The sequence below is a fragment of the Gordonia sp. KTR9 genome (genome assembly GCF_000143885.2).
In the GTDB taxonomy this organism is placed as follows: domain Bacteria; phylum Actinomycetota; class Actinomycetes; order Mycobacteriales; family Mycobacteriaceae; genus Gordonia.
On sequence record NC_018581.1, the window covers coordinates 4193964 to 4218462 of the forward strand.

General features: G+C 69.9%; 14 protein-coding genes. 7 read left to right on the top strand and 7 right to left on the bottom strand.

The window, feature by feature from the left end:
* Positions 1 to 52 precede the first annotated feature (52 nt).
* From sigK to KTR9_RS19720, 3 genes are all read left to right on the top strand, one after another.
* Positions 53 to 661 (top strand): ECF RNA polymerase sigma factor SigK, encoded by a 609-nt coding sequence (gene sigK, locus KTR9_RS19710; protein ID WP_010842244.1) that lies wholly within the window; start codon positions 53 to 55, stop codon positions 659 to 661.
* A gap of 7 nt (positions 662 to 668) precedes the next feature.
* A complete protein-coding gene (locus tag KTR9_RS19715; protein WP_014927836.1) occupies positions 669 to 1616 on the top strand; it encodes an anti-sigma factor in 948 nt (315 codons plus the stop codon).
* A 125-nt stretch (positions 1617 to 1741) separates the two neighbouring features.
* Positions 1742 to 2779 carry an alpha/beta hydrolase gene (locus tag KTR9_RS19720; RefSeq protein WP_014927837.1) on the top strand — a complete coding sequence of 346 codons (1038 nt, stop codon included), beginning with the start codon at positions 1742 to 1744 and terminating at the stop codon, positions 2777 to 2779.
* Between the two features lie 48 nt (positions 2780 to 2827).
* On the opposite strand, the gene KTR9_RS19725 is transcribed toward KTR9_RS19720, so the two are convergent.
* Both KTR9_RS19725 and KTR9_RS19730 read right to left on the bottom strand, forming a co-directional pair.
* Positions 2828 to 3193, bottom strand: a complete 366-nt coding sequence (locus KTR9_RS19725; protein WP_044507140.1) for a response regulator transcription factor — start codon at positions 3191 to 3193, stop codon at positions 2828 to 2830.
* 243 nt (positions 3194 to 3436) lie between these two features.
* Positions 3437 to 4153 carry a DNA-binding response regulator gene (locus KTR9_RS19730; RefSeq protein ID WP_238553945.1) on the bottom strand — a complete coding sequence of 239 codons (717 nt, stop codon included), beginning with the start codon at positions 4151 to 4153 and terminating at the stop codon, positions 3437 to 3439.
* A gap of 324 nt (positions 4154 to 4477) precedes the next feature.
* Between KTR9_RS19730 and KTR9_RS19735 the strand changes: the two genes are divergently transcribed.
* Both KTR9_RS19735 and KTR9_RS19740 read left to right on the top strand, forming a co-directional pair.
* Positions 4478 to 5233: an acetoacetate decarboxylase family protein gene (locus tag KTR9_RS19735; RefSeq protein ID WP_014927841.1), complete on the top strand. Its 756-nt coding sequence runs from the start codon at positions 4478 to 4480 to the stop codon at positions 5231 to 5233.
* 67 nt (positions 5234 to 5300) lie between these two features.
* On the top strand, positions 5301 to 6314 hold the full coding sequence (locus KTR9_RS19740) for a pirin family protein (protein ID WP_014927842.1): 1014 nt from the start codon (positions 5301 to 5303) through the stop codon (positions 6312 to 6314).
* Positions 6315 to 6422: 108 nt separating this feature from the next.
* Here the strand turns inward: KTR9_RS19740 and KTR9_RS19745 are convergent, their stop codons facing one another.
* Both KTR9_RS19745 and KTR9_RS19750 read right to left on the bottom strand, forming a co-directional pair.
* Complete coding sequence (locus KTR9_RS19745; RefSeq protein WP_014927843.1) at positions 6423 to 7094, bottom strand: CE1759 family FMN reductase; 672 nt, start codon at positions 7092 to 7094, stop codon at positions 6423 to 6425.
* Positions 7091 to 8191, bottom strand: a complete 1101-nt coding sequence (locus KTR9_RS19750; protein WP_014927844.1) for an LLM class flavin-dependent oxidoreductase — start codon at positions 8189 to 8191, stop codon at positions 7091 to 7093. The genes KTR9_RS19745 and KTR9_RS19750 overlap by 4 nt, the downstream gene beginning before the upstream one ends.
* Positions 8192 to 8311: 120 nt before the next feature.
* Between KTR9_RS19750 and KTR9_RS19755 the strand changes: the two genes are divergently transcribed.
* Positions 8312 to 8845: a hypothetical protein gene (locus tag KTR9_RS19755; RefSeq protein WP_010842253.1), complete on the top strand. Its 534-nt coding sequence runs from the start codon at positions 8312 to 8314 to the stop codon at positions 8843 to 8845.
* Between the two features lie 80 nt (positions 8846 to 8925).
* The gene (locus KTR9_RS19760; RefSeq protein WP_044508140.1) at positions 8926 to 9564 is read left to right on the top strand and encodes a hypothetical protein; all 639 of its coding nucleotides are present in this window, start codon (positions 8926 to 8928) and stop codon (positions 9562 to 9564) included.
* Between the two features lie 112 nt (positions 9565 to 9676).
* Here KTR9_RS19760 and KTR9_RS19765 read toward each other — a convergent pair whose 3' ends face one another.
* From KTR9_RS19765 to KTR9_RS19775, 3 genes are all read right to left on the bottom strand, one after another.
* On the bottom strand, positions 9677 to 9994 hold the full coding sequence (locus KTR9_RS19765) for a hypothetical protein (protein WP_010842255.1): 318 nt from the start codon (positions 9992 to 9994) through the stop codon (positions 9677 to 9679).
* 306 nt (positions 9995 to 10300) lie between these two features.
* A complete protein-coding gene (locus KTR9_RS19770; RefSeq protein WP_010842256.1) occupies positions 10301 to 10528 on the bottom strand; it encodes an MbtH family protein in 228 nt (75 codons plus the stop codon).
* Between the two features lie 122 nt (positions 10529 to 10650).
* On the bottom strand, positions 10651 to 24471 hold the full coding sequence (locus KTR9_RS19775; protein ID WP_014927847.1) for a non-ribosomal peptide synthetase: 13821 nt from the start codon (positions 24469 to 24471) through the stop codon (positions 10651 to 10653).
* Positions 24472 to 24499 lie beyond the last annotated feature (28 nt).

The following is a 24499-nucleotide window of genomic DNA, read 5'->3' on the forward strand; positions in this document are numbered from 1 at the left end:
CCGCGATCAACGATCGGCCGAGAAATCCCCATGTGTTCGTTACCGTGGACCAGTGACACCGGACGATGGCAGCGCGGCCGCCCACGCGCACCACGGACGCGGGGGCGAGGCAGGGATGTTGCGGGAACTGCTGGCCGCGGCCGCGGCGGGCGATCGAACCGCGTTCTCCACTCTGTACGACCTCACGAGTTCGCGCATCTACGGTCTCGCGTTCCGGGTCGTGCGCGACCGCCAGTACGCCGAGGAGATCGTCCAGGAGGCGTACCTGCAGTACTGGCAGAAGGCTGCCGAGTACCAGCCCGGGCGCGGGTCGGTCATCACCTGGATGATGACCATCGCCCACCGGCGGGCCGTCGATCGTGTGCGCTCCGAGGAGCTGCAACAACAGCGGATGTCGCAGTACGGCGCGGTGTCGGTGGAGACACCGCGGAACATTCCGCTCGAGGTCGTTGTGCAGACCGACGAGGCGCGTACGCTACGAACATGTCTCGGTACGCTCACGGAACTGCAACGGAGCTGCATCGAGATGTCGTACTTCGGAGGCCTGACCTATCCCGAGGTCGCCCGGCACACCGACACCCCCTTACCCACCATCAAGTCTCGGATTCGAGATGGCCTGCGTCGGTTGAGAAATTGCCTGAGGACGCACGAGGACGCCTGAACCCACAATGACCACACCCGATACGACGTCCGGGGACCGCGGGTCCGCCTGGCTCGACGATCACGTCGAGCTCTTCGCGGTCGGCGCGCTGACCCCCGACGAGACGACCCGAGCCGAACAGGAACTAGCCGCCCTGTCTCCGCAGCGGCGCGCGGCCTACGACGCGCAGATCACCGACATCCACGCGGCCATGGCCGGTTTCGCGACGACCTATGCGCTCGACGCGCCGCCCGAACTCCGGGACCGGGTGTTGCATCACGTCTTCGAGGGCGCGGCGCTCAACCCGGAGGCCTACATGCCCGCGGGCATCGATCCCGGCCCGCAGAACGCGAGCGGCGCCGCCATCGATCCGGAACCCGCTGCCGCTCCGGCCGGCACGGACCGATCCGGGGAGACCGACCTCGTGCCACCGCCGCCGATCGAACTGCGGCCCCGCGAATCATCCCGCGGCCAACACCGGGCCGATGGCAACACACCGCGTCCGGCACGCGCCACCGCGATCCTGGCGGCGGCGGCCGTGACGGTGGCAGTGGCGCTGGGAGCGGGCGTGCTCATCGGTCGCACCACCGCCCCGGAAACCTCCACCTCGACGACGGCGCTCAGCGACTCCCAGCGCGAGGTGCTCGGAGTGCTCACCGCAGCCGACGCGTCGGTGACCGTCGAACCACTCGCCGACGACCGCGGGACCATCGCGGTGGTGACGTCCGAGTCCGCCGATCAGGCCGTCGCGCTCCTGCGGGATCTGCGCACTCCGATCCCGGCCGACAGCACCTACCAGTTGTGGTTGGTGGGCGGTGCCGACCAACCCGTGCCGGCCGGCCTGATCCCCGGCGACGACACCGCCCCCGTGGTGGTGAACGACGTGGGCGGGTCGAGCGTGCTCGCGGTGACCATCGAACCGGCCGGCGGCTCGCCACAGCCGACGACGCCGATCCTCGCCCAGGTCGCCCTCTAGTCCCGGCGTGATTCGATCCTTCGGGTGACAGTCGTAGCGTTCTGTTCCCCGACGACGATCCATAGACTGAGGAGCCGTTCGGTGCGTCGGCGAACGGGTGCGTCTCGAGAACGAGTGGGTGCGGTGTGAACGGAAACGGTCGTCGACCTCTCGACGGTTGGAAGCTGCTCGCCGGGGTGATGACGGTGTGTGCGGTCATCGCGGGCCTCGCGACCGCGCCCGGGGCGCCGGCTTCCGCGGCACCGCCGTCGGCTCCCGACGGTTCCCGCATCGTCGACTCCTACCGCGACGGCGCACAACAGGTGACCCTGCTGGTCCACTCCGCGGCCATGAACCGAACGGTTCCGGTCACCGTTCTCACTCCCCGGGACCGCTCCCGGCCGGCCCCCACCTTCTATCTGCTGAACGGCGCAGGTGGCGGTGAGGACTCCGCGACCTGGGACGCACGGACCACCTACAAGCGGTACTTCGGCGACAAGCACGCCTACGTCGTCACGCCGATCGGTGGCGCCTACTCGTACTACACCGACTGGCAACGCGACGACCCGGCGCTGGGCCGCAACAAGTGGCAGACCTTCCTCACCAAGGAACTCCCACCGCTCGTCGACGACGAATTCGACACCACCGGGGTCAACGCGATCGCCGGGATCTCCATGGCGGGGACATCTGTGCTCAACCTCGCCATCGCGGCCCCCGGGCTGTACCGGTCCGTGGCCGCCTTCAGCGGGTGCGCCCGGACCAGTGATCCCGCCGGGCAGCAGTACATCCGGCTGGTCGTCGAGGACCGCGGCCAGGCAGACATGACCAACATGTGGGGACCTCTCGACGGTCCCGGATGGCGGGCCAACGACCCCTACCTGAACGCGGCGAAACTCCGTGGCAGCAAGGTCTACATGACCACCGGCACGGGAGCGCCGGGAGTCCACGAAAAGCTGGCCGACCCGAGCATCGCGGGCGACGGCTTCACACTGGCCAACCAGGCGATCGTGGGCGGCGGGATCGAGGTCGCGATCGACATCTGCACGCGGCAGATGGTCGAGCGCATGCGTTCGCTCGACGTCCCGGTGCACGTCAACTTCCGCCCGGCCGGCACCCACTCATGGGGCTACTGGCAGGACGACCTGTACCAGACCTGGCCGCGGATCGAACGCGACCTGCGATGAGGTCCGGCCGGCGTCCGCGTCACCCGACTCGGCCCATCGGTCGGGAACTCACCACGCGTCGAGGCCCGTGTATCCGTCCTGCAGAGCGCGAGCGAAGAGATGAGTCTTGGTCGGCGCACCCCGTCCGACGGCGGTGTACTTGGCACGGATTCGTGCAAGGTGCGTGCTGACCGTCGACGCCGAGATGAACAGGCGCGCCGCGGCATCTTCCTTGGAGTCGGCGGCGAGCCATGCCAGCAAGACCTCGATCTCGCGGTCCGACAGGCTCGGTCGAGGGATCGCGGCGCCCACCTCCCCGCTCCCCCGGTAGTCCGCCAGACGCGCAACGGGCTTGTGCCCCATCAGGTCCGGCCCATCGGCACGTCGTGGTGCCGGCAGGGCGCCGGTCGCGAAGATCTGTGTGGTCGCCGTCATTGATCCCATCCCCTTTTCGATCAGCGCATCGCTGACGTCCCCCGCGCCGCACGCTCCACGCGTTCTCATCGTTGTCCCACGGTAGGTCGGCCGTGGTGTTGGTCGGTAGACCCAGAACTGGGGACCTCGGCCCGTCCCAACCGATCTCGCATCCGATTCCCCATTTGCTCCCCTCCTCTGTCTTCTGGTCGGCATCCCCGACCTCCGGGCAGTGTCACCACTCGCGGGCGGTTCGCACTCCGCTCACCGCCGGCGCCCCCGAAAGTCGTCGGAGACCGCTCCGCTGGTCCGTCGGCGCCGCTGCGGCACCGGCAACCAGCCGTCTTCGACCGCACGTTTGAACAGGTCCACCTTGGTGTGCGTAGGCCTCCCCGCATCCGCGTATTTCTGGCGAATCCTCTTGAGGTATTCGTTGACCGTCTCGGCGGACACCCCCAGGGCGGCGCCGACCCGAGCCGAGGTCTCCCCGGATGCGTAGAGCGCCAAGACCTTCTGCAACTGAGGAGACAGGTCCACCGCGGCGAGCTCCGGATCGCCGTCGATGGCTGCGGCCCACTCCGTGGTGAGAACCGCCCTGCCCCGGGCCGCCGACCGGATCGCATCGATGATGACCGACTCGTCGGCCGATTTGAGGACCACGCCGAGCGCTCCGGCCCGAGCCGCCGACCGCAGCAGAGCCGGATGCTCGCCGGACGTGTAGACGACAGTGGCGACCCCGGCGGCGGACAAGGTGGTGACATTCTCGCGAGGCGTCGTGCCGTCGTCGAGGCGCAGGTCCAGGAGGACGACGTCGAGGGGCATCCCGCCGAGCACACCGTCGACTGTCGAGGCAGCGCAGACCAGCGAGATGTCGGCGATCGGGTCGAGCACGCGCTCTATCCCCCAGATCGGCGATCGATGGTCGTCGACCATCCCGACGCGGACGAGCGACCCGCCATCCTCCGACGGTCCTGTCGTCATCGCGTTCACCCCCTCGGAACCCGTCGGCGCGATCGGCCGCGACAGCTGCGCCTGCCTCACGACGACCCGGTTCTCAGCAAGTACACAGCGTTTTGCGACGTTGTACTCAGCGAACGTATCCGACGAGTCGGACACAATCCCCCGTCGACGACCTCACCAGCGACGATCTGTCCCAATCTGGAACCGTTTGTGTCCACATTCTTGGGGACATCGCCACCTCGCGACATCCGCGACCGTGCAAGACTAGAACATGTTCTAGAAATCGCGATTCAGGCCCGTCCGCGCCGTCGACCGGTCGCGATCCCACCCCGAGAAGGAGAACAGGTGAGCGCACCTTCGACCCACGACGTCCTCGGCACCACGGTGACGATGCCGGTCGAGATCCGGCACGCCCGGTGCTTCGTCGCCGGGTTCACCGCCGACACCGCAGCCGTCACCCGGGCCATCGACGCCCAGTCGGCGCGGCCCGGCATCCTCCGGCCGCTGCGCATCCGGCCCGGTCGCACGATGTGCATGCTCGTGTTCGTCGACTACGTCGACGGCGATCTCGGACCGTATAACGAGTTCGGGGTGTGTTTCCTCGTCGAGGACCCGACCGCCCCGCCCGCCTCACCGGTCCGGGCAGTGCGTTCCCTGCTGAAAGGCGACGCGCGTGCGCTCGTGCACCGCCTCCCGGTCGACGGCGAGTTCACCCTGGCCGCCGGCAGAGGCATCTGGGGCTTCCCCAAGACGCTCGCCGAGTTCGACGTCGACCACTCCTCGGCCACGAGACACGGCCGGCTCGTCGCCGATGACGCGCTCATCGCCGACCTGAGCGTGAAGCCGGGGATCAAGGTCCCCGACTCCACCGCCGACACCGTGTTGCACGCCTACTCACAGCTCGACGGCATCACCCGGATGACACCGTGGCGCCTGACCTCCACCGGCGGAACCCGCACCCGGATCGGCGGTGCGCGCCTGACCCTCGGCGACCACCCGATCGCCGACGAACTGCGGTCGCTGCGGCTCGGCCGACATGCGCTCATGTCCAGCTCGGTGGACCGGATCACGATGCGTTTCGAGGACCCCACGCTCGTCTGAGGGCGCCGGCGGCTCCCGTGGACGCGGGTCTGCGGACGCCCGGGCCGCGGTCGCGGACAATGGATCCATGAGCAATCTGGAAACGGACCCCGTCGAGGTCGAATGCCGCGCCGGGGCCGGCATCGCCTCGGGTTCGGGCCTCCTCCACATGGACGTACTCACCGCCCGCGACGTACCGCTCGGCGGGCCGCGCGCGATGACCGTGCACCGGACGCTGCCGCAGCGGTCCCGGTCGCTGATCGGGGCCTGGTGTTTCATCGACCACTACGGTCCCGACGACGTCGCGAGCAGCGGCGGGATGGACGTTCCGCCGCACCCCCACACCGGACTCCAGACGGTCAGCTGGTTGTTCACCGGGGAGGTCGAGCACCGGGACACGATGGGCAACCACGCGATGGTCCGCCCCGGCGAGATCAACCTGATGACCGCCGGACACGGGATCGCGCACACGGAGGTCTCGACACCCGACACCACGACTCTGCACGGCGTGCAGCTGTGGGTCGCCCTGCCGGCCGACAAGGCCGACACCCCACGCGACTTCGCGCACCACCGGCCCGACGCGCTCGACCTCGGCGGAGTGACCGCCAAGGTCTTCCTCGGAGACCTGTTCGGCACGCGCTCGCCGGTGCACACGTTCACGCCGCTGACCGGCGCCCAGCTGGACTTCGCGCCCGGCGCCACGGTCGACATCGACGTCGATCCCACCCACGAACACGGCATCCTGGTCGACACCGGGGCCATACAGGTCGCCGGAACCGATGCGGCACCGCTGTCCCGCACCGAACTGGGCTACCTCGGGCTCGGCGCGCGACGGATCACACTGACCAACGTCGCCGACACCGACGCGCGCGTCGTCTTCCTCGGCGGCGCACCGCTGTCGGAGGACATCGTCATGTGGTGGAACTTCATCGGTCGCACGCACGAGGAGATCGTCGCCTACCGGGACCAGTGGGAAGCCCACAGCGAACGGTTCGGGCAGGTCCACGGTTACGTCGGATCGACCCAGTACCTGCCCGCCCCGCCGCTACCGCATTCGCGTCTGCGCGCCCGGAACAACACACCCGGGCGCGCCACCCCTTGAACCGAACAGACCGCAAACCCACCACGGATGCACAAACGCGCTCCCGATTCGGGGGCGCGTCTGTCCATCTGTGCTGGGTTTGTCGACCGGGCGACTCTCAGCCGGCCATCACGCCGTGCCGAGCAACCTCGCGAAGTTCGCGATTCCCGCGGCCTCGACCGCCTGCTGCCGGCCGCCGGCCGCATCGGATGCGATCGACGGTCCCCGGGCGGGGGCGTCCACCGGACCCGCACCGCCCCGCGGCGTGAGAAGCGACGCGAGTTCGGCTGCGGCACGGTCGATGCGGTCGTTCAGCGAGGCGGTGTCCCCACCGGCGCCCGCCCAGTCCGCCGATGCGGCGTAGACGCCGGTCGGCAGGACGACGGTGCGCAGGTAGGCGAACAGCGGTCGCAGTGCGTGATCGAGCACCATCGAGTGTCGTGGGCTGCCACCGGTCGCGCCGATCAGCACCGGCTTACCCGCCATCGCATCGATGTCGACGAGATCGAAGAACATCTTGAACAGCCCGCTGTAGGAGGCGTTGAACACCGGCGTCGCCACGATCAGGGCGTCCGCGCCCTCGACCGCGTCGAGCGCCGTGCGGGCCCCGCCCGAGGCGAAGCCGACCGTCATCGCCTGGCCGAGGTCCCCGGCGAGGTCACGCAGGTCGACGATCTGGACGTCCGCGCGCCCCGACCCGAGTCGTTCGGTGACCGCCGCGACCATCCGGTCGATGAGCAGTCGCGTCGACGACGGTTCGGACAGGCCCGCGTTCACCGCGACGATCCGCAGTGCGGTCACGACGACACCTCCACACCTTCCTCGACATCCCGGCGCGCGGCGACGAGCGACGAGTGCGTCGGCGCCTCGGGAACGTCGGCGGGGCGACCCTCGGCGAATCCGGCCCGCAGGTCCGGCAACACCTCGCCGAGCAGGTCGAGCTGCTCCAGCACGGTCTTGAGCGGAAGTCCCGCATGGTCGACGAGGAACAACTGACGCTGGTAGTCGCCGAAGGTCTCCCGGAAGGTCAGCGTCTTGTCGACGAACTCGGCCGGGCTGCCGACGGTCAGCGGCGTCTGCGAGGTGAAGTCCTCGAGCGACGGCCCGTGGCCGTACACCGGCGCGTTGTCGAAGTACGGACGGAATTCCCGCACCGCGTCCTGCGACTTCGGCCGGATGAAGAACTGCCCGCCGAGTCCGACGATGGCCTGATGGGCCTTGCCGTGTCCGTAGTGCTCGTACCGTTCGCGATAGAAGTTGATCAACCGCTGGAAGTGCTCATTCGGCCAGAAGATGTTGTTCGCGAAGAAGCCGTCGCCGTAGTAGGCGGCCTGTTCCGCGATCTCGGGACTCCGGATCGAGCCGTGCCAGACGAACGGTGCCACATCGTCGAGCGGACGAGGGGTCGAGGTGAAGGACGTCAGCGGGGTGCGGAACTGTCCCTCCCAGTCGACGACGTGCTCGGTCCACAACCGGTGCAGCAGGTGGTAGTTCTCGATCGCGAGTGGAATGCCCTGCCTGATGTCCTGCCCGAACCACGGGTACACCGGACCGGTGTTGCCGCGCCCGAGCATCAGGTCGACACGCCCGTCGGCGAGGTGCTGCAGCATGGCGAAGTCCTCGGCGATCTTCACCGGGTCGTTGGTGGTGATCAGCGTGGTCGCAGTACTCAGTTGCAGGCGCTGGGTCTGCGCCGCGATGTAGGCGAGGGTCGTGGTGGGCGACGACGAGAAGAACGGCTCGTTGTGGTGCTCGCCAAGTGCGAACACGTCGAGACCGATGTCCTCGGCCTTCTTCGCGATCTCGACGATCGCCTTGATCCGCTCGTGCTCGGTCGGCGTCGTACCCGTGGTGGGGTCGACGGTGATGTCGCTGACGCTGAAGAGTCCGAACTGCATGTCGCGCCTCCTTGTCGTGGTTACGCAGACCATAACCGGACCGCGGTCCGATTAATTCCGGAGGGCGGTGAGTTAGTGTTGGCTCACTGCGGAGTACGCAACCCAACCGAGGAGAGTCGCATGAAGATCCGGAAGTCCGTCGCTGCCGTCACCCTCGCCGGGGCCGCGTTGTTCGTCGTCACCGGTTGTTCGGAGTCCACCGACACCGTCGACGAGGCCACGAGTGCGGTGTCGACGGCCGTCGAGTCCGCTGCCAGCCAGGTCGAGACCGCCGCCAGCTCCGCGGTCGACGAGGTCACCGGGCTCAGCAACGACGACGCGCAGGAAACCCTCCGCCAGGCCATCGATCCGGCCACCTCGTCCGAGGAGCTCGACGACGTCATCGACGTCACCAACCCCGCGACCAAGCCGGCCGCCATGGCGTTCGCGAAGGGTGCGTCCGCGGCGGGGTACACCCCGGACGCGTTCTCGGTCAAAGAGGTCACCGAGGACGGAGACAAGGCCACCGCGACCGTCGCCGTGAAGAGCCCGCATTCGCCGGCACCGGTCGACATCCAGCTCGGCTTCGTGAAGGTCGACGGCGACTGGAAGCTCAGTGGTGACGCCATCCAGCAGCTGATCAGCATGGGTAGCGGCCAGCAAGAGGGCAACTAGACCCCCGGCCCACGTCGCCTCCTCGCCTACACTCGGACGGGTGCGGTTCCGCCCCGGCGCCGGACGGCGAGGAGATGTACGTGCGTACCGATCATCCCACCCAACCGTTCGCTCCGCCGGTGACCGAACGGCATGAGCGGTGGCCACTGGTCAACGATCTCGACGACACCGAACTCCCGGACGCGACCGAGCCGGAGCCCGAGCGCGTCGTCGTCGCCGCCGGAACTTCTACGCCGGACTCACCGGTCCCGACCAGGATCGACACCGCGGCGAGACCGACTCCGCGGTCGGCGACCCGAGTGCAGACCAGGCCTCCCGCACGTGAACATGCCGCACTCCCGCCCGTGGGCGACTTCTGGGACCTGCAGAACGCCGGCCCGGTGTCCCTGGCCGCGATGCCGTTACCGGCCGGACCGGTTCCGCCCCGCCCGGCGCCCTACCTGACCCGGCCCGTCGGCGGCCGTCCCGTCGCTCCGGCCGCATCGCTGGCGCTGACCACCGGCCTGATCTCGATTCCCCTGACGCTCGTCCTCGGCCTGGGAGCGGTTCTCGGTCTGGTCGCCGTGGTCTCCGGGGCCGTCGCCGTCAGACAGGTCCGTCGCGCCCCCGCGGAGCGCAAGGGAACCGGCCGCGCGATCACCGGCATCGTGACCGGCGCCGGCAGCATGGTCGTCGGTGGCCCGATCCTGCTCCTCGTCCTCTTCCTCGCCGGACTGTAGTAACACAAGAACGCCCGCGCCTCGGCTGAGCAGCGCCCGGGCAGATGGACGCCACAGAAACGACGAGACCCGCCGTTCGGCGGGTCTCGTCGTGGTATCGGTGTGTCGGGGACTAGCTGACTGCGCGCAGCCGCGGCCTGACCGAGGCCACCTCGCCGCGTTCGCGACCGAGCCATGCCTGGATCTCGCCGATGACCTGCAGCCTGGCGTCCACCGGGTCGATGTCGGCGAGCGACGGCATGCAGTGCATCAGAGCGGCGTAGAACGCCGAGGTCGGCGACATGCCGTACTCGGCGAGCACGTTTCCGTAGTCTTCGACGCGATCGGCGAGTTCACCATAGGTGAGAGCCTCATCGCCCAGCCGAACTGCTGTCAGATGGGGCGTGATCGCCCCTCGGTTCTGGATGTCGTCCAGAAGTAGCTGGTCCATGATTACTGCCTTCCCGCCCGTGGAGCGTCGATCGCCGTGTCCGCGCCTCCCCTGACGTTGGCACCGAGCGATCCTTCAACCCAGTGTGCCCTACCTCATTCAAGTAGTAGAACACTGGCTCAACATGTGTGGGATATTCCACAACAATTCCCGTAACTCTGCTGTACTTCGATGTTACGGCTGTGACTGCAGTTGAAACAGGAACCCAGTGGGTTGCTTCGTTACCTGTTATCCACATGCAACTGTCCCGACATTCAAGCTAGTCCGACTTTGCAGATCGCGAGTGTCGAACCCCCGAACCGAGGCTCAGGCGTCGCCGCCCTTGTCCGCCTCCATGGCCTCGATGAGGCTCTTGGGCCGGAGGTCGGTCCAGTTCTGCTCGACATACTCCAGGCACGCCGCCCGGCTGTCCTCGCCGAAGACCTTGGTCCATCCGGCGGGGATGTCCGCGAAGGTCGGCCACAGCGAGTGCTGGTTCTCGTCGTTGACGAGCACGTAGAAGCGGCCGTCCTCGTCGTCGAATGGGTTCGTCATGGGTGTCCTTTCTCCGTTGGCGCGGCGACTGTCGTCACCCGCCTGCATTTGTTGTTGTCGAACGTAATGGCTCTCGGCCGGGACGTCGGCGAGGTCAGGTCGATGATGTCACGCAAATCCCCTCATTCCGGTCCCCGACCGTCCGTGGCGTCGATCCGCGACAGCTGGGCGTCGAGAGTCGGCCCGATGACCGCCAGCGCGTCGGCGTTCGCCATCCCGAGGTGGTGTGTGGCGACGTCGACGTTGTCGATCGCACCGGTCACGAACGGCCGCCAGGCACCGGCCAGCAGGGACGGGTCGTCCTTGTCCTCCGTGGCCGTGAAGACGTGCATGTCGCCCGCGAAGACGTCCGGCCGGTAGTCGAGGACCACCTGGGTGGAGGAATCGAAGCTGTCCATGATGCGCTCCACCTGATCCTCCGCCAGCAGACCCATGCCGGAGATCTGCTGCCGGATGATCGCGGTGACCTCCTCGGAGGTGGACGCCTGCACGTCGTCGCCGAGATCGAAGAGATCCCGCCAGCCGCCCAGGACGTCGACCACCGTCGACGCGTCGGGCTCGATGGTCTCGGCGACGGTGGACCCCGGTGCGGCGCCGGACTCGGCGACCCTCCCGGACGCGTCCTCGTCGGTCGACGGACGCTCGTGACCGACGATCACGGGCTCGTCTTCCGGCCGCGAGTCCATGATCCCCAGGTAGGCGACGCTCTCACCGAGTTCGACGAGGTGGGTGGCCATGGCGTGCGCGATGACACCGCCGACGGACCAGCCGAGCAGGTGGTACGGGCCGCTCGGCTGGACGCGGCGGATCTCCTCGACGTAGCGCCGGGCCAGTGCCCGCGCGTCGGTCACGCTCGGTTCTCCGGTCACCACGTGCGGGTCCTGCAGCCCGTAGATCGGCCGATCCCGCAGGTGGGGTGCGAGCCCACCGTAGAACCAGGCGAGGCCGCCGGCGGGGTGCACACAGAACAGCGGCGGCCGCGATCCCTCGCCGCGGAGGGTGATCACGACGTCGCTGCTCACCGAGTTGCCGTCGGCCAGTCGTCGGGCGAGACCACGCACGGTCGGATCGTTGAACAGCCACGCGAGCTCGATGTCGAAGCCGTTGCGGTCGCGTAGCGCGGCCGCGACGCGAGTGGCCGACAGCGAATTGCCGCCGAGGTCGAAGAAGCTGTCGGTGGCCCCGACCCGCTCGACGCCGAGGATCTCGGCATAGGCGTCGGCGATCGCCTGCTCGACCGGGGTGGCCGGCGCGACGAACTCGACGGTGGCCACCTCGGGTGCGGGCAGCGCCGCGCGGTCGAGCTTGCCGACCGGGGTCAGCGGGAACTCGTCGAGCACCGTGATCGACGCGGGCACCATGTGCGCGGGGACCTGCGCGGCCAGCAGGTCCCGCAGAGCGTCCACCTGGACGCCGTCCCCGACGACATAGGCGGCCAGGCTCGACGCCACCGAACTCGGTGTCCCCGACGCCCCGACGCCGACGACGACCGCCGAACGCACCTCGGGCGCCGACCGCAGCACCGCCTCGATCTCGCCGAGCTCGATGCGCAGTCCGCGGAGCTTCACCTGGTCGTCGCTCCGACCGGAGTACTCGAGCGTGAGTGCGCCCGAGCGCGACTCGCGCCACCGCACGACGTCGCCGGTCCGGTACATCCGGCGTCCGGACCCCGCGTACGGACTGGCGACGAATCGCGAGGCGGTCAGGTCGGGCTTGTCGAGGTAGCCGCGCGAGAGGGCGGGTCCGAGGACGTAGAGTTCCCCGGCCACGCCGACCGGCACCGGTCGCAGGTGTGCGTCGAGCACCAGGAACTCGACGCCGGGCAACGGGCCGCCGAGGCGGACCGGGTCGCCCGGTGTCGCCGCCTCGCCGACCGCGATCATGATCGTCGTCTCGGTCGGGCCGTAGCCGTTGTGGATGCGGGTGTGCGATGACCACTCGTCCATCACCGACTGCGGAACCGCCTCGCCGCCCGCGGACACCGCCTGCAGGCTCGGCAGCACAGCCGGGTCGAGCGTGGACAGCACCGACGGGGTGAGGAAGGTCGTGGCGACCTCGTGTCGCTGCATGAACTCCTGCAGCTCCGCACCGCCGACCGCCGTCGACGGGCGGTAGACGAGCGTCCCACCGTTGATCGTCGCGAGGAGGTATTCGAGCACGGAGGCGTCGAAACTCGGGGACGCGAATCCCAGGACGACCGCCCCGTCTTCGGTGCCCATCGCCCGCGACTTCGCGACGGCGAAATTCCGCAGTCCCGAGTGCGACACCGCGACACCCTTGGGGCGACCCGTCGACCCCGAGGTGTAGATGACGTAGGCGACGTTGTCGACGCGGACCGGACCGGCCAGCTCGGCCGGCTCCACCGTGACGTCCGGGGTGGCGTCGAGTTCGGCCAGCACCGAGGCGTCGTCGAGCCGGATCCACTCGAAGCCCTCGTCCGGCAGCGCCCCGACGCCGGCGACCGACAGACCCATCCGGGCGCCGGAGTCCTCCACCATGGTCGCCACCCGTTCGGCAGGGTAATCCGGATCGATCGGGACGTACCCGCCGCCGGTCTTGGCGACCGCCCAGATCGCGACCAGAAGGTCGACGGACCGGGGAATCGCCAGTGCCACCAGCACTTCCGGACCGACGCCGCGGTCGATCAGCCAGCGCGCCAGGCGGTTGGACCGGGCGTGCAGCGCGGAGTACGACAACGTCGCGCCGGTGGCGTCGACCACCGCGGTACGACGCCGGTACCGCGTACCGGCCTCGGTGAACAGCTCGCCGAGCAACACGGCGTCGGCCGCCTCGCCACCGTGCACCGGCACCAGGGACTCGGCCTCCCCCGGCAGCAGGATCGGCGCCGCGGCCACCGGAGCGGTCGGGGTCGCCGTGAGCGCGTCGAGCAGGTTGACGAACCGGGCCGTGAACCCGGCGGCAGTCGAGTCCGCGAACAGGTCGGTGGCGTATTGCAGTGCGCCCGACCAGCTCTCGCCCGACGCGGCCTTCGCGACCGAGAACAGCAGATCGACCTTCGCCGGCACTTCGCCCGCATCGAGAGCGGTGACCGAGATCTCGCCGAGATCGGCCGACAGCGTCTGTCCGGCCAGCTCGGGCACCACGCTGCGATCCAGGGTGAGCCACACCTGCGTGAGCGGGGCGAAGGCCTCGGAACGGACCGGGTTGAGCCGGTCCACCAGGGTCTCGAACGGGAGGTCGGCGTGCGCGAAGGCGTCGAGGTCGACGCGGCGGACGCGACCGAGTACGTCGGCGAACGTGTCGGCCCCCGAGTGTGCGGTCCGGAGGACGAGGGTGTTCACGAACATTCCGACGAGCGGGTCGAGCACCGCGGCGCCCCGGCCGGCGATCGGCGTGCCGATCGCCACGTCGTCGGTCCCCGACAGGTCGGCGAGCAGGATCGCCAACGCCGCGTGCAGCACCATGAACGGGGTCACCCCGAACTCGTCGGCGATGGTGTCGATCCGCGCGGTGACGTCCGCCGGGATCGTGAAGGGCACGCGTGCGCCGCGCTGCGAGGCGACCGCGGGACGAGGCCGGTCGGTCGGCAGTTCGAGCAGGTCCGGCATCCCGGCCAGTTGTGCGGCCCAGTAGTCCAACTGGGCGCCCATCACCGACTCCGCGTCGTCGACGTCGCCGAGGGCGCGGCGCTGCCAGATGGCGTAGTCGGCGTACTGGACGGGCAGCGGCTCGAACCGCGGCGGCGCCCCGGCGGCCCGCGCCAGGTAGGCGGTGGTGAGGTCGGAGACGAGCGGACCCAGGGATTCGCCGTCGGAGGCCACGTGGTGCAGGACCACCGCGAGGATGTACTCCGTTGTCCCGGAATCGGTTCCGACCTCGATCAACCGGGTCCGCACCGGCCAGTCGACGGTCAGGTCGAAGCCGGCGGTAACCGCGGAGAGTACGACCTCACCCCCGTCGCGACCGTCGGCAGCCGACACGAACTCGTGGTCGAGCCGACCCGTGATGTCGGAGACCGGGGCGATCGACTGGACCGGCCGGCCACCGGCCTCGGGGTAGGTGGTGCGGAGGATCTCGTGACGCGCGACGACGTCGGCGATCGCCGCGCCGAGTGCCGCGGGATCAAGGGCGCCGGTCAGACGCATCACGGCCGGAATGTTGTAGGCCGCCAGCGTCGGGTCGAACCGGTTGATGAACCACATCCGCTGCTGGGCGTACGACAACGGAATCCGGTCGGGACGCGGGCTCACCGCGACGATCGGCGGGAGTCCGCCGGTACGGTCGCCGAGGCGTTCGGCCAGCAGTCGCGGCGTCGGCGCCTCGAAGACGTCACGCACCGTCACGTCGGCACCGAGGGCGTCACCGAGCCGGGCGGCCGCCCGCATCGCCGACAGCGAGTTGCCGCCGATCTCGAAGAAGTTCGTGGTGGCGCCGACGTTCTCCTCCGACATCGACAGCAGTTCGGCGAAGACCGCCGCCACAGCCGTCTCCCGCGCACCGACGAGCGGCACGATCGCGGCGGCGTCGACGGTCGGCGCGGGCAGCTGCTGTCGCACGACCTTGCCCGCGCTGCTGAGCGGCATCTCGTCCAGCAGCATCCACATCCCGGGCCGCATGAACTCCGGAAGCGCTTGCGCCACCGAGTGTTTGACCGTGTCGAGGTCCACCGAGGCCGGCGTCAGGTAGGCCACCAGCTGCTGGCCGGCCGGGGTCTCGACGACGGCGGCCGCGGCGTACACGACCCCCGGCGCCGAGGTGAGGGCCGACTCGATCTCGCCGAGCTCGATCCGCTGGCCGCGCAGCTTCACCTGGAAGTCGGTGCGGCCCTGGTATTCCAGCTCGCCGTCGGCCCGCCAACGGACCAGGTCACCGGTCCGGTACAGGCGAGAACCCGGCTCGCCGTACGGGTTCGGCACGAAGCGTTCGGCGGTGAGAGCGGGCCGCGAGGTGTATCCGCGTGCCAGCTGGATGCCGCCGAGGTACAGCTCGCCGGTGAATCCCGGTGCCACCGGCCGCAACCGGTGGTCGAGGACCAGCGCGGTGGTGTTCGCGACGGGTCGCCCGATGGAGACCGAGTCGCCCGACACCCGTGCGACGGTCGCGTAGATCGTCGCCTCGGTCGGCCCGTACTGGTTGTGGATCGGGGCGTGCGGGATCAGCTCGCGCACGGTCTCGGCGACGCTCTGCGGGAGCGCCTCGCCACCCGTGTGCAGGAAACGCAGCCGTGAGAGCCCCCGCAGCTGTCCGGGATCGGCGACCTCGGTCAGTACCGCGAGCATCGAGGGCACCAGCGTCGCCGACGTCACGCCGAAGTCGGCGAGATACCGCAGTACGGCGACCGGGTCCCGATGCGCACCGGGCTCCATGACCACGAGTCGGCCTCCGGACAGCAGCGGGCGCAGGATCTCGCCGACCGACGGATCGAAGGTCAGCTCCAACACCTGCAGGAACACGTCGTCGGGCCCGAAATCGTAGGCGCCGCGGTCGTGGTCGAGGTGTGCGCGCAGCGTCTCGTGGCTCACCGTGACGCCCTTGGGCCGACCGGTCGAGCCCGAGGTGAAGATGGTGTAGGCCGGATTCGCCCCGTCGACCGCCGAGGCGCGTTCGGCGGAGCCGAAGAGCGGTGCCGACCCGTCCGTGTCGTCGTCGACGGTCACCACGGGCACACCGGGGTCGAGCGCCTCGATACCCACCGGGGTCTGTCCCGGACCGACCAGGACCGCCGCGACACCGGCGGTACGCGCCAGATAGTCGATGCGGTCGGCCGGTGCGGCGGGGTCCATCGGCACGAACTGCCCACCGGCGACGAGGATCGCGTGGACGGCGACGATCATCTCCACCGACCGCGGGATGCAGACCCCGACCGCGACCTCCGGCCCGACCCCGAGACCGACCAGCCGTCGGGCGAGAACGCTCACCCGGCTTCCCAATTCGGCGTAGGTCGACTCCCCTGCCGGGCCCACCACCGCGATCGCGTCGGGTGACGCGGCGACGCGCTCGAGGAGGAGATCGGCGACATGCGAACCGGCCGGACTCAGTTCCGGGCCGGTCGCCCAGGTGTCGAGGCGGGCCTCGTCGTCCGCCGACATCGGCGGGATGTCGGCGATACGCGTCTGCGCATCGTCGGCGATCGTCCGCAGGATCCGCACGAGGGACCGCGCGAAGACGGCGACCTGGTCGTCGGCGAAGGCGTCGGGCAGGTAGGTCAATCGGACCGCGATACCCGATGCGGTCGGTGAGGTCGCGAGGTTGAGGGGATAGTGCGTGGCGTCGGAGACCTCGACGTCCCGGATCGACAGTCCCACCGCGGCACTGGCGGCGCCGTCGGCCAGCGACTCGTTGTCCACGGGATAGGACTCGTGCACGGTCAGGGTGTCGAACAGCTGCGGACGCCCGACGGCGGTGAGGATCTCGGGCAGGCCGATGTGCTGATGATCGAGGACGGCGGTCTTGTCCGACTGCAGCCGGCCGAGGACCTCCGCGATCGTGGCGTCCGGATCGACGTCGACGACGGCGGGCAGGGTGTTGATGAACAGGCCGACCATCGACTCGACGCCGTCGAGTCCGGCGGGACGGCCGGAGACGGTCTCGCCGAAGGTGACCACCCGGTTGTCGGTGAGCCGGGACAGCAGTACCGCCCACGCGAGCTGGAGTGCCGTGGCCATGGTCGACCCCGACTGCCGCGCCGTGCGCTCGAGCCCCGAGACCAGCTCGGGTTCGAGGACCCAGCGGTGCTCGCGCGGCAGATGCGCTGCCGCGGTGTCGTTTCCGTCGTCCTCGACGGAGGCAGCGGTGAGGCCGGGGGCGACCAGGGTGGGCTCGTCGACCGGCTCGAGGATCCGTGTCCACGCGGCGAGACCGGCGTCGAGATCGGCATCGGCGATGCGCGCGAGGTAGTCCGCGAAGTCGGTGCGCTCGCCCGTTCCCCGACCGGTGAAGGGGCTGCCGGTGGCGTACAACGCGAGCAGGTCGGCCAGCACGAGCGGACCCGACCAGCCGTCGAAGAGGATGTGGTGGTTGGTGATGACCACGCTGGTCCCCTGCGCGTGCCGCACGACCACCGCACGCAACAGCGGCGGATCGGCGAGGTCGAACGGCTCGGTCCGCTCGGCCGCCGAGACTTCGTGGACGGCGGCCCGGAGACCATCGGCGTCGGTGGCGGGCACGTCGATCACGCGCCAGCGCAACGGCACCGTTTCGGGCACCACGGTCACCACGTGCCCGCTGGGCACGCGCACGAAGCCCGACTTCAGGGCGCGGTGGTGATCGAGCAGTGCGACCACGGCGGTGCGCAGCCGCTCGAGATCGACATCGCCGTCGAGGTGCAGGACCGCTTGGGTCACATACACATCGAGCTGGTCGGTACCTGCGAGTTGCGACTGGAAGTAGAGTCCGCGCTGCAGTGGCGACAGGGCCCAGACCGCAGCGCCGGGGAATCGCTCCGCCACCGTGTCGAGGTCGTGCTGCGTCACCTCGGCACCCGGGACATCCGCCGGTGAGAGACCGACGTCGACGCCGTCGGCGACGAGGCGGACGACGTCGGCGAGTTCGGCCGTCCACCGTTGCGCGATGTCGCCGACGTCTGCCGGCGACAGGATCGCCGCGGGGAACTGCAGATCCGCGGAGAGCACTCGCCCGGCCGGGGACGCGCCGGTGCTCGCGTTGACCGTCAGCACGCTCATCGCGGCCACCCCGTCGGACACGGTGGCGGGCAGGAACGGTGCGTCGGGTGCGGGCAGGAACGGCGTGCCGGGCGCTGCGGCCACGTCGGGCGTCGTCGGCGACTCGCTCCGTCCGGTCGTGCCGCGGGTTCCGAGGTAGTTGAACGCGATCGTCGGCAGCGGACGCGAATGCAGTTGTGCGGCCGCATCATCGGTGGTGTCATCGCCGGCGGCGTACCGCAGGAGGCCATAGCCGATGCCGGAGTCGGGCATGCCGAGGCGTTCTTCCTTGGCCGCCTTGACCGCGTGGACGACGTCGTCGGCGGGATCGATGGCGAGCGGGGCGAGCGAGGTGAACCAGCCGACCGTGCGCGACAGGTCCGCGCGACGCGGCTCGGGGCCGGCCAGCAGGACGTCCTCGTATCGACCGTGCCCCTCGGTGAGCACGGTGACGGGTGCGGTGTCGGCGATACCGCGATCGCGCTGCCAGGAGCGGACCGCGCGGGCCAGCGTGGCGAGCAGGACGTCGACCACCGACGACGAGAATGCTTCGGGCACGGTCGTGGTCAACGGATCGACGATCGCCGGATCGACGCGGTGGACGATCGAGGTCAGGGTGCCGTACCGATCGCGGTCGGGCTCGAGCGCCGCACCGAAGTCGGTGGGGGCGACCGGCGAGCGGTCCAGCCAGTACCCGGCTTCGGCCCGGCGGGCGCCGAGCTGCGAGGTGAGGGCCCGTTGCCAGGCACGTTGCGAGGTCTCCTCGGCACGCACCGCCACCGGTTGCCCGGCGGTCAGTTGCGCGTGGACGGTGAGCAGATCCTCGATCAGGATCGGCCACGACACCGCGTCGACGCCGAGGTGGTGGAGTACGAGCACGATTCGTGCGGGTCGGCTCGACTCCGCGTGGTCGGAGTCCGCGGGTGCGGCGCCGGTGACGATCGTGGCGGCGACGAGTCGCCCGGCGGCCGGGTCGAGGCGTCGGGCCGCCTCGGCATGCGCCTCGACCAGTGCCTCGGCGAACCCGGGCTCGCCGGCGGCCGCGCCGGTGGTGGACGCGACGATCGAGGCGTCGGCGTCGAACGGCGTTCCGGCGGTGAGGATCCAGGTGTCACCGACGGACTCCAGGCGTGCACCGAGCATCGGGTGTGCGGCCACGACCGCCCCGAGCACCTCGCCGAGATGCTCGACGGTGAGTCCCGGGGGCGCGGTGAGCACCATCGACTGGTTGAAGTCGGCGAAGTCGGCCGGTGTCCGCGCGGCGTCGACGAGCCAGGAGACGATCGGCGGGAGGTCGACCCGTCCAGCGGGTTCCCCGGCGGGCTCGGCCAGCATCGGGGCGCGGTCCCCGCCCGCCGACGCCACACGCGCCATGGCGCGGATGGTCTTCTGTTCGAAGATCTCTCGAGGCGACAGAGGCAATCCGGCCGCCTTCGCGGCGGAGGCCAGCTGGATGGACATGATCGAGTCGCCGCCGAGCGCGAAGAAGGACTCGGTCACCGAGACGGTGTCGAGGCCCAGCAGTCCCGCGACGATCGCGGCGAGGGTCTCCTCGGCGGTCGTCGCCGGTGCGACGTACCCGTCGGCGGGTGTGGTGAACTCCGGCACCGGCAGTGCGCGCCGGTCGAGCTTGCCGCCCGGGGTCACGGGCAGCTCGTCGAGCACCATCGCGGAGTGCGGGATCATGTGTCCGGCAAGGCGGTCCGACGCCCCGGCGAGGACCGCGTCGGCATCGAGGCGCCCGTCTCCCGCGGTGTCGTCGCCCACGAGATAGGCGACGAGACGTGTGCGCCCGTGTTCGTCGTCGACGCCGGTCACGACCACCGAGCCGACGCCCGGCTGATCGCCGAGAACGGACTCGATCTCGCCGAGTTCGACTCGCTGCCCGTTGATCTTGACCTGATGATCGGCGCGTCCGGCGAACTCGATCTCGCCGGCCGCGGTGATCCGCACCAGATCGCCGGTGGCGTACATCCGCCGGCCCGGCTCGCGGGCGAACGGGTCGGCCACGAAGGACGATGCGGTGAGGCCGGGCCGGCCGAGGTAACCGCGCGCCAGCGAGTCGCCGGTCGACAGGTAGAGCTCACCCACCACACCCTGTGGGACCGGATGCAGACGGCCGTCGAGGACATAGGCGGCGAAGCCGCGGACCGGTCGCCCGATGGTCACCGGCGCGCCGGGCTCGGACCGTCCGGTGGTCGCCCAGACGGTGGCCTCCGACGGCCCGTAGAAGTTGAACATCCGGCGCGTGGATTCCGGTGTGGCCCACCGTGCTATCAGCTCGGGCGGGCATGCCTCGCCCCCGGTGACGAGGTTCCGGACGAAGCGGCCCCGCCGCGGGTCGACGGTCGCCAGCACGGTGGGGGTGATGAGGGTGTCGGTGACCCGGTCACGTTCGAGGATGCGCCCGAGTGCGTCGCCGGCGTATTCCGAGGCAGGTGCGACGACGAGGGTGTGCCCGACCGCGATCGACCACATCATCTCCAGCACCGACGCGTCGAAGCTCGGTGAGGCGACGTGCAGGACACGGGTGTCGGGGGCCTGCGCGGGTGTCCCGGTGACCTCGGTCAGCGCGGCGACGAAATTCGCGATGCCGCGGTGCGGCACGCCGACGGCCTTCGGGCGGCCGGTGGAGCCGGAGGTGTAGACGAGGTAGGCCAGGTCGTCGAGTCGCACCGGCCCGCGACGTTCGGCGTCGGTGACGGGTCCGCCCGGGACGGCCGGGTCGTCGAGCGAGGCGAGTTCGAGCCATTCGCAGGATGATTCGCCCAGCCGGCTCCGCGTCGACGCGTCGGTGAGACCGAGCCGGACACCGGAATCGGACACCATGAACGCGATGCGATCGCTCGGGTAGGCGGGGTCGATCGGCACGTAGGCGGCACCCGCCTTGATCACACCGAACACCGCGACCACCGATCCGATGGATCGCTCGAGTCCGACGGCCATCACGTCACCGGGGCCGACTCCACGCGAGATCAGCTGTCGCGCCAGGCGATTGGTGCGCTCTTCGAACTCCGCGTAGGAGACCTCCGCACCGTCGTGGACCAGCGCCGGACGGTGGGGGTCGAGGTCCCGCCGCGAGAGGAGCTCGGTGAGGGTCAGCGGTTCGGTCACCCCGCCGTCCGCGGCGGGCACGGCCTCGCCGACGGAGTTCCGGCTCGGTGCGCTGAGCGTGGCGGCGTCGATGCCGACGATGTCGATGTCACCGACGGGCAGCGCGGGATCGGTCGCCATCGCGGCGATCACCTGCAGCCAGACCTCGGTGAAGCGGCGGATGGTCGCGGGGTCGAACAACGAGGTCGCATACAGGAAGTCGGCCCTCATCGGCGACGATCCGGTGCGTTCGGACACCGAGACCGTGAGGTCGAACTTGGCGATCGGTGAGGCGACCCCGAGCGGCTCGGCGCTCAGACCCGACAGCTCCACCCGGTCGATCTCCTCCGGCCGTCCGCCGGCGGCGACGAGGGTGTAGGCGATCTGCACCAGCGGCGGGTAGGCCGTGGACCGCTCCGGCGCGAGTTCCTCGATCAGATCGTCGAACTGCACGTCCGCGTGCGCGAAGGCGTCCAGGTCTGCGGCGCGGATCGTGGCGATGAGATCGTCCATCGTCGACGCCGGGTCGACGGCCGTGCGCAGCACGAGGGTGTTGACGAACATGCCGACGAGGTCGTGGAGCGCGGCGTCGGGACGGCCCGCGATCGGGGTACCGATCACGACGTCCCGGGTCGAGGCGAGCCGGGCCACGGTGACGGCGAGCGCGGCGTGCAGAACCATGAAGAGCGTGACGTCGCGGCTGCGCGCGAGGTCGTCCAAGGCGGTGGCGAGTGCGTCGTCCACGGTCACCGACTCGACCGCCGCCGCGGTGTCGAGGACGGCCGGTCGCGGGCGATCCATCGGCAGATCGGTCACCGCGGGGAGGTCCGCGAGGACGGTGCGCCAGTGTGCGAGCTGACGACCCATCGGCGTGCCCGGATCGTCGGCGGCGCCGAGGTATTCGCGTTGCCACAGGGCGAAGTCCGCGTACTGGACCGCGGGCGCGGCGACCGCTGGCGCGCCGTTCGTACGGTGCAGGTACGCGCCCAGCAGGTCGCGCACGAACACCGGGGTCGACTCGCCGTCGAAGGCGATGTGGTGCACGGTGACCACCACGTCCACCACGGTCTCGTCCCGACGCAGGTACCGGACCCGGAGCGGTGGGTCGGTGGCGACGTCGAAGCCGGTCGTCGCCGAGACGAACAGGTCCTCTTCGGTGTCCGCCGCCCGCCAGTCGAGGCGTGCGCGGGCCGTGTCGGGATCGGTGACGAGCTGGATCGGGCCGTGCTCGTCACTGGGATAGGTGGTGCGCAGGATCTCGTGGTTGGCGACCACGTCACCGACCGCGGCCTCGAGCGCGTCGAGATCGAGGGTTCCGGTCAGACGCAACGCCATCGGGATGTTGTAGGCGGCCGAGGCGGTGTCGAACTGGTTGATGAACCACATCCGACTCTGCGCCGTCGACAACGGCAGCCGCGCGGGTCGCGGCATGGCGGCGACGCGCGGGACGCTCCGCCCGCGCCCGGACACCAGGCCGGCCAGATCCCGCACCGACGGGGCGTCGAACAGGTCGCCCACCGACACGTCGACGTCGAGCAGGTCGGCCACGCGCGCCGCCACCCGGGCCGCGGACAGCGAGTTGCCGCCGAGGTCGAAGAACGACTGCGTCACGCTGACGCGATCGACGCCGAGCACATCGGCGACGATGGCCGCGATCGAGGTCTCGGCGTCGGACTCGGGCGCCGCGAACTCCTCGACGGTGAGTTCGGGGACCGGCAGCTGCCGGCGGGCGACCTTGCCCGCGCTGTTCAGCGGCAGATGCTCCAGCGTCATCCACACCGTGGGCCGCATGTAGGCCGGAAGCGCCTGCGCGACAACTGTTTTCACCGCGTCGACGTCGACTGATGCGGGCGAGACATAGGCGACGAGATGGGATTGTCCGGAGACTTTCGCCACGGTGGCGGCCCCGTGCAGGACGCCCGGCGCCGACATGAGGACGGACTCGACCTCCCCCAGCTCGAGTCGCTGTCCGCGCAGTTTCACCTGGAAGTCCGTACGGCCCAGGTACTCCAGCTGCCCGCGCGCATTCCAGCGCACGAGGTCGCCGGTGCGGTACAGACGCTCTCCGGGTTCGCCGAAACCGTCGGCGCTTCCCGCCGCATCCCCGCGTGCGGGGGCCGCGAAGGGGCTGGCGACGAAACGTTCGGCGGTCAGCGCGGGTTGTGAGGCGTAGCCGCGCGCGAGTTGCACTCCCCCGAGGTACAGCTCGCCGGGCACGCCCGAGGGCACGAGCTGCAGCCGCGAGTCGAGGACGAAGGTCGTGGTGCTCGGGACCGGGACGCCGATCGGCACCGACGTCTCCCCCGCCCGCACCTGATGGGCGGTCACGTCCACGGCCGCCTCGGTGGGGCCGTACAGGTTGTGGACCTCGTTGTGCGGCAACGCCGCCACCAGCGCCTGCGCCACCGGGGCGGTCAGCGCCTCACCGGAGGTGAACGTCAACCGCAGGGACGACAGATCGCTCACGCGGTCGCCGAGTACGTCCAGGAAGACCGACAGCATCGACGGCACGAAGTGGATGACCGACACCTTCTCGGCCGTGATCACCTCCGCCAGATATCGCGGATCACCGTGACGTTCGGGTTCGGCCACCACCAGGGTGGCCCCGACCGCGAACGGCAGGAACAACTCCCACACCGACACGTCGAACGTCACCGGCGTCTTCTGCACGAAGACATCGGAATCCTTGATCGAGTACCAGTCCCGCATCCATTCCAGGCGATTCACGATCGCCGAATGCGACACGGTGACACCCTTCGGCCGACCGGTCGACCCCGAGGTGAACAGCGTGTAGGCGGCGTCGGCGGACTGTAGTGGCGCGCGACGTTCGTCGTGGGTCACCGGTGGGGTGGCGAGGTCGATCTCGGTGGTCGTGTCGACCACGACCGCGGTGACATCGGCCGGCAACTCGACGGCCGAGTCGGCGGTGACGAGGGCCAACCGTGCGCCCGCGGTCTCGAGCATGTACCGGGTGCGGTCGTGCGGCGCGTCGATGTCGAGCGGCACATAGTGACCGCCGGCGGCGACGACGCCGTGAACGGCGACGAGCAGCTCAACCGAACGCGGGATCGCGACCGCCACGGCGACGTCGGGTCCGACACCGATCGAGATCAGATGACGTGCCAGTGAGTCGACCCGCGCCCCGAACTCGGCGTAGCTGACGCGACGCGAACCGAACACGATGGCCGGTACGTCGGACCTCGTCGCCACATGCACCACATCGGTCACCGTTGGGCCTCCATCTCGCCTCGTCGCC

What these genes read in the sequence shown, in the direction of transcription:
- KTR9_RS19715 (WP_014927836.1), top strand. Translation starts at nt 669, where the DNA reads ATGACCACACCCGATACGACGTCCGGGGACCGCGGGTCCGCCTGGCTC.
- KTR9_RS19725 (WP_044507140.1), bottom strand. Translation starts at nt 3,193, where the DNA reads ATGACGGCGACCACACAGATCTTCGCGACCGGCGCCCTGCCGGCACCA.
- KTR9_RS19730 (WP_238553945.1), bottom strand. Translation starts at nt 4,153, where the DNA reads ATGACGACAGGACCGTCGGAGGATGGCGGGTCGCTCGTCCGCGTCGGG.
- KTR9_RS19740 (WP_014927842.1), top strand. Translation starts at nt 5,301, where the DNA reads ATGAGCAATCTGGAAACGGACCCCGTCGAGGTCGAATGCCGCGCCGGG.
- KTR9_RS19750 (WP_014927844.1), bottom strand. Translation starts at nt 8,191, where the DNA reads ATGCAGTTCGGACTCTTCAGCGTCAGCGACATCACCGTCGACCCCACC.
- KTR9_RS19755 (WP_010842253.1), top strand. Translation starts at nt 8,312, where the DNA reads ATGAAGATCCGGAAGTCCGTCGCTGCCGTCACCCTCGCCGGGGCCGCG.
- KTR9_RS19765 (WP_010842255.1), bottom strand. Translation starts at nt 9,994, where the DNA reads ATGGACCAGCTACTTCTGGACGACATCCAGAACCGAGGGGCGATCACG.
- KTR9_RS19770 (WP_010842256.1), bottom strand. Translation starts at nt 10,528, where the DNA reads ATGACGAACCCATTCGACGACGAGGACGGCCGCTTCTACGTGCTCGTC.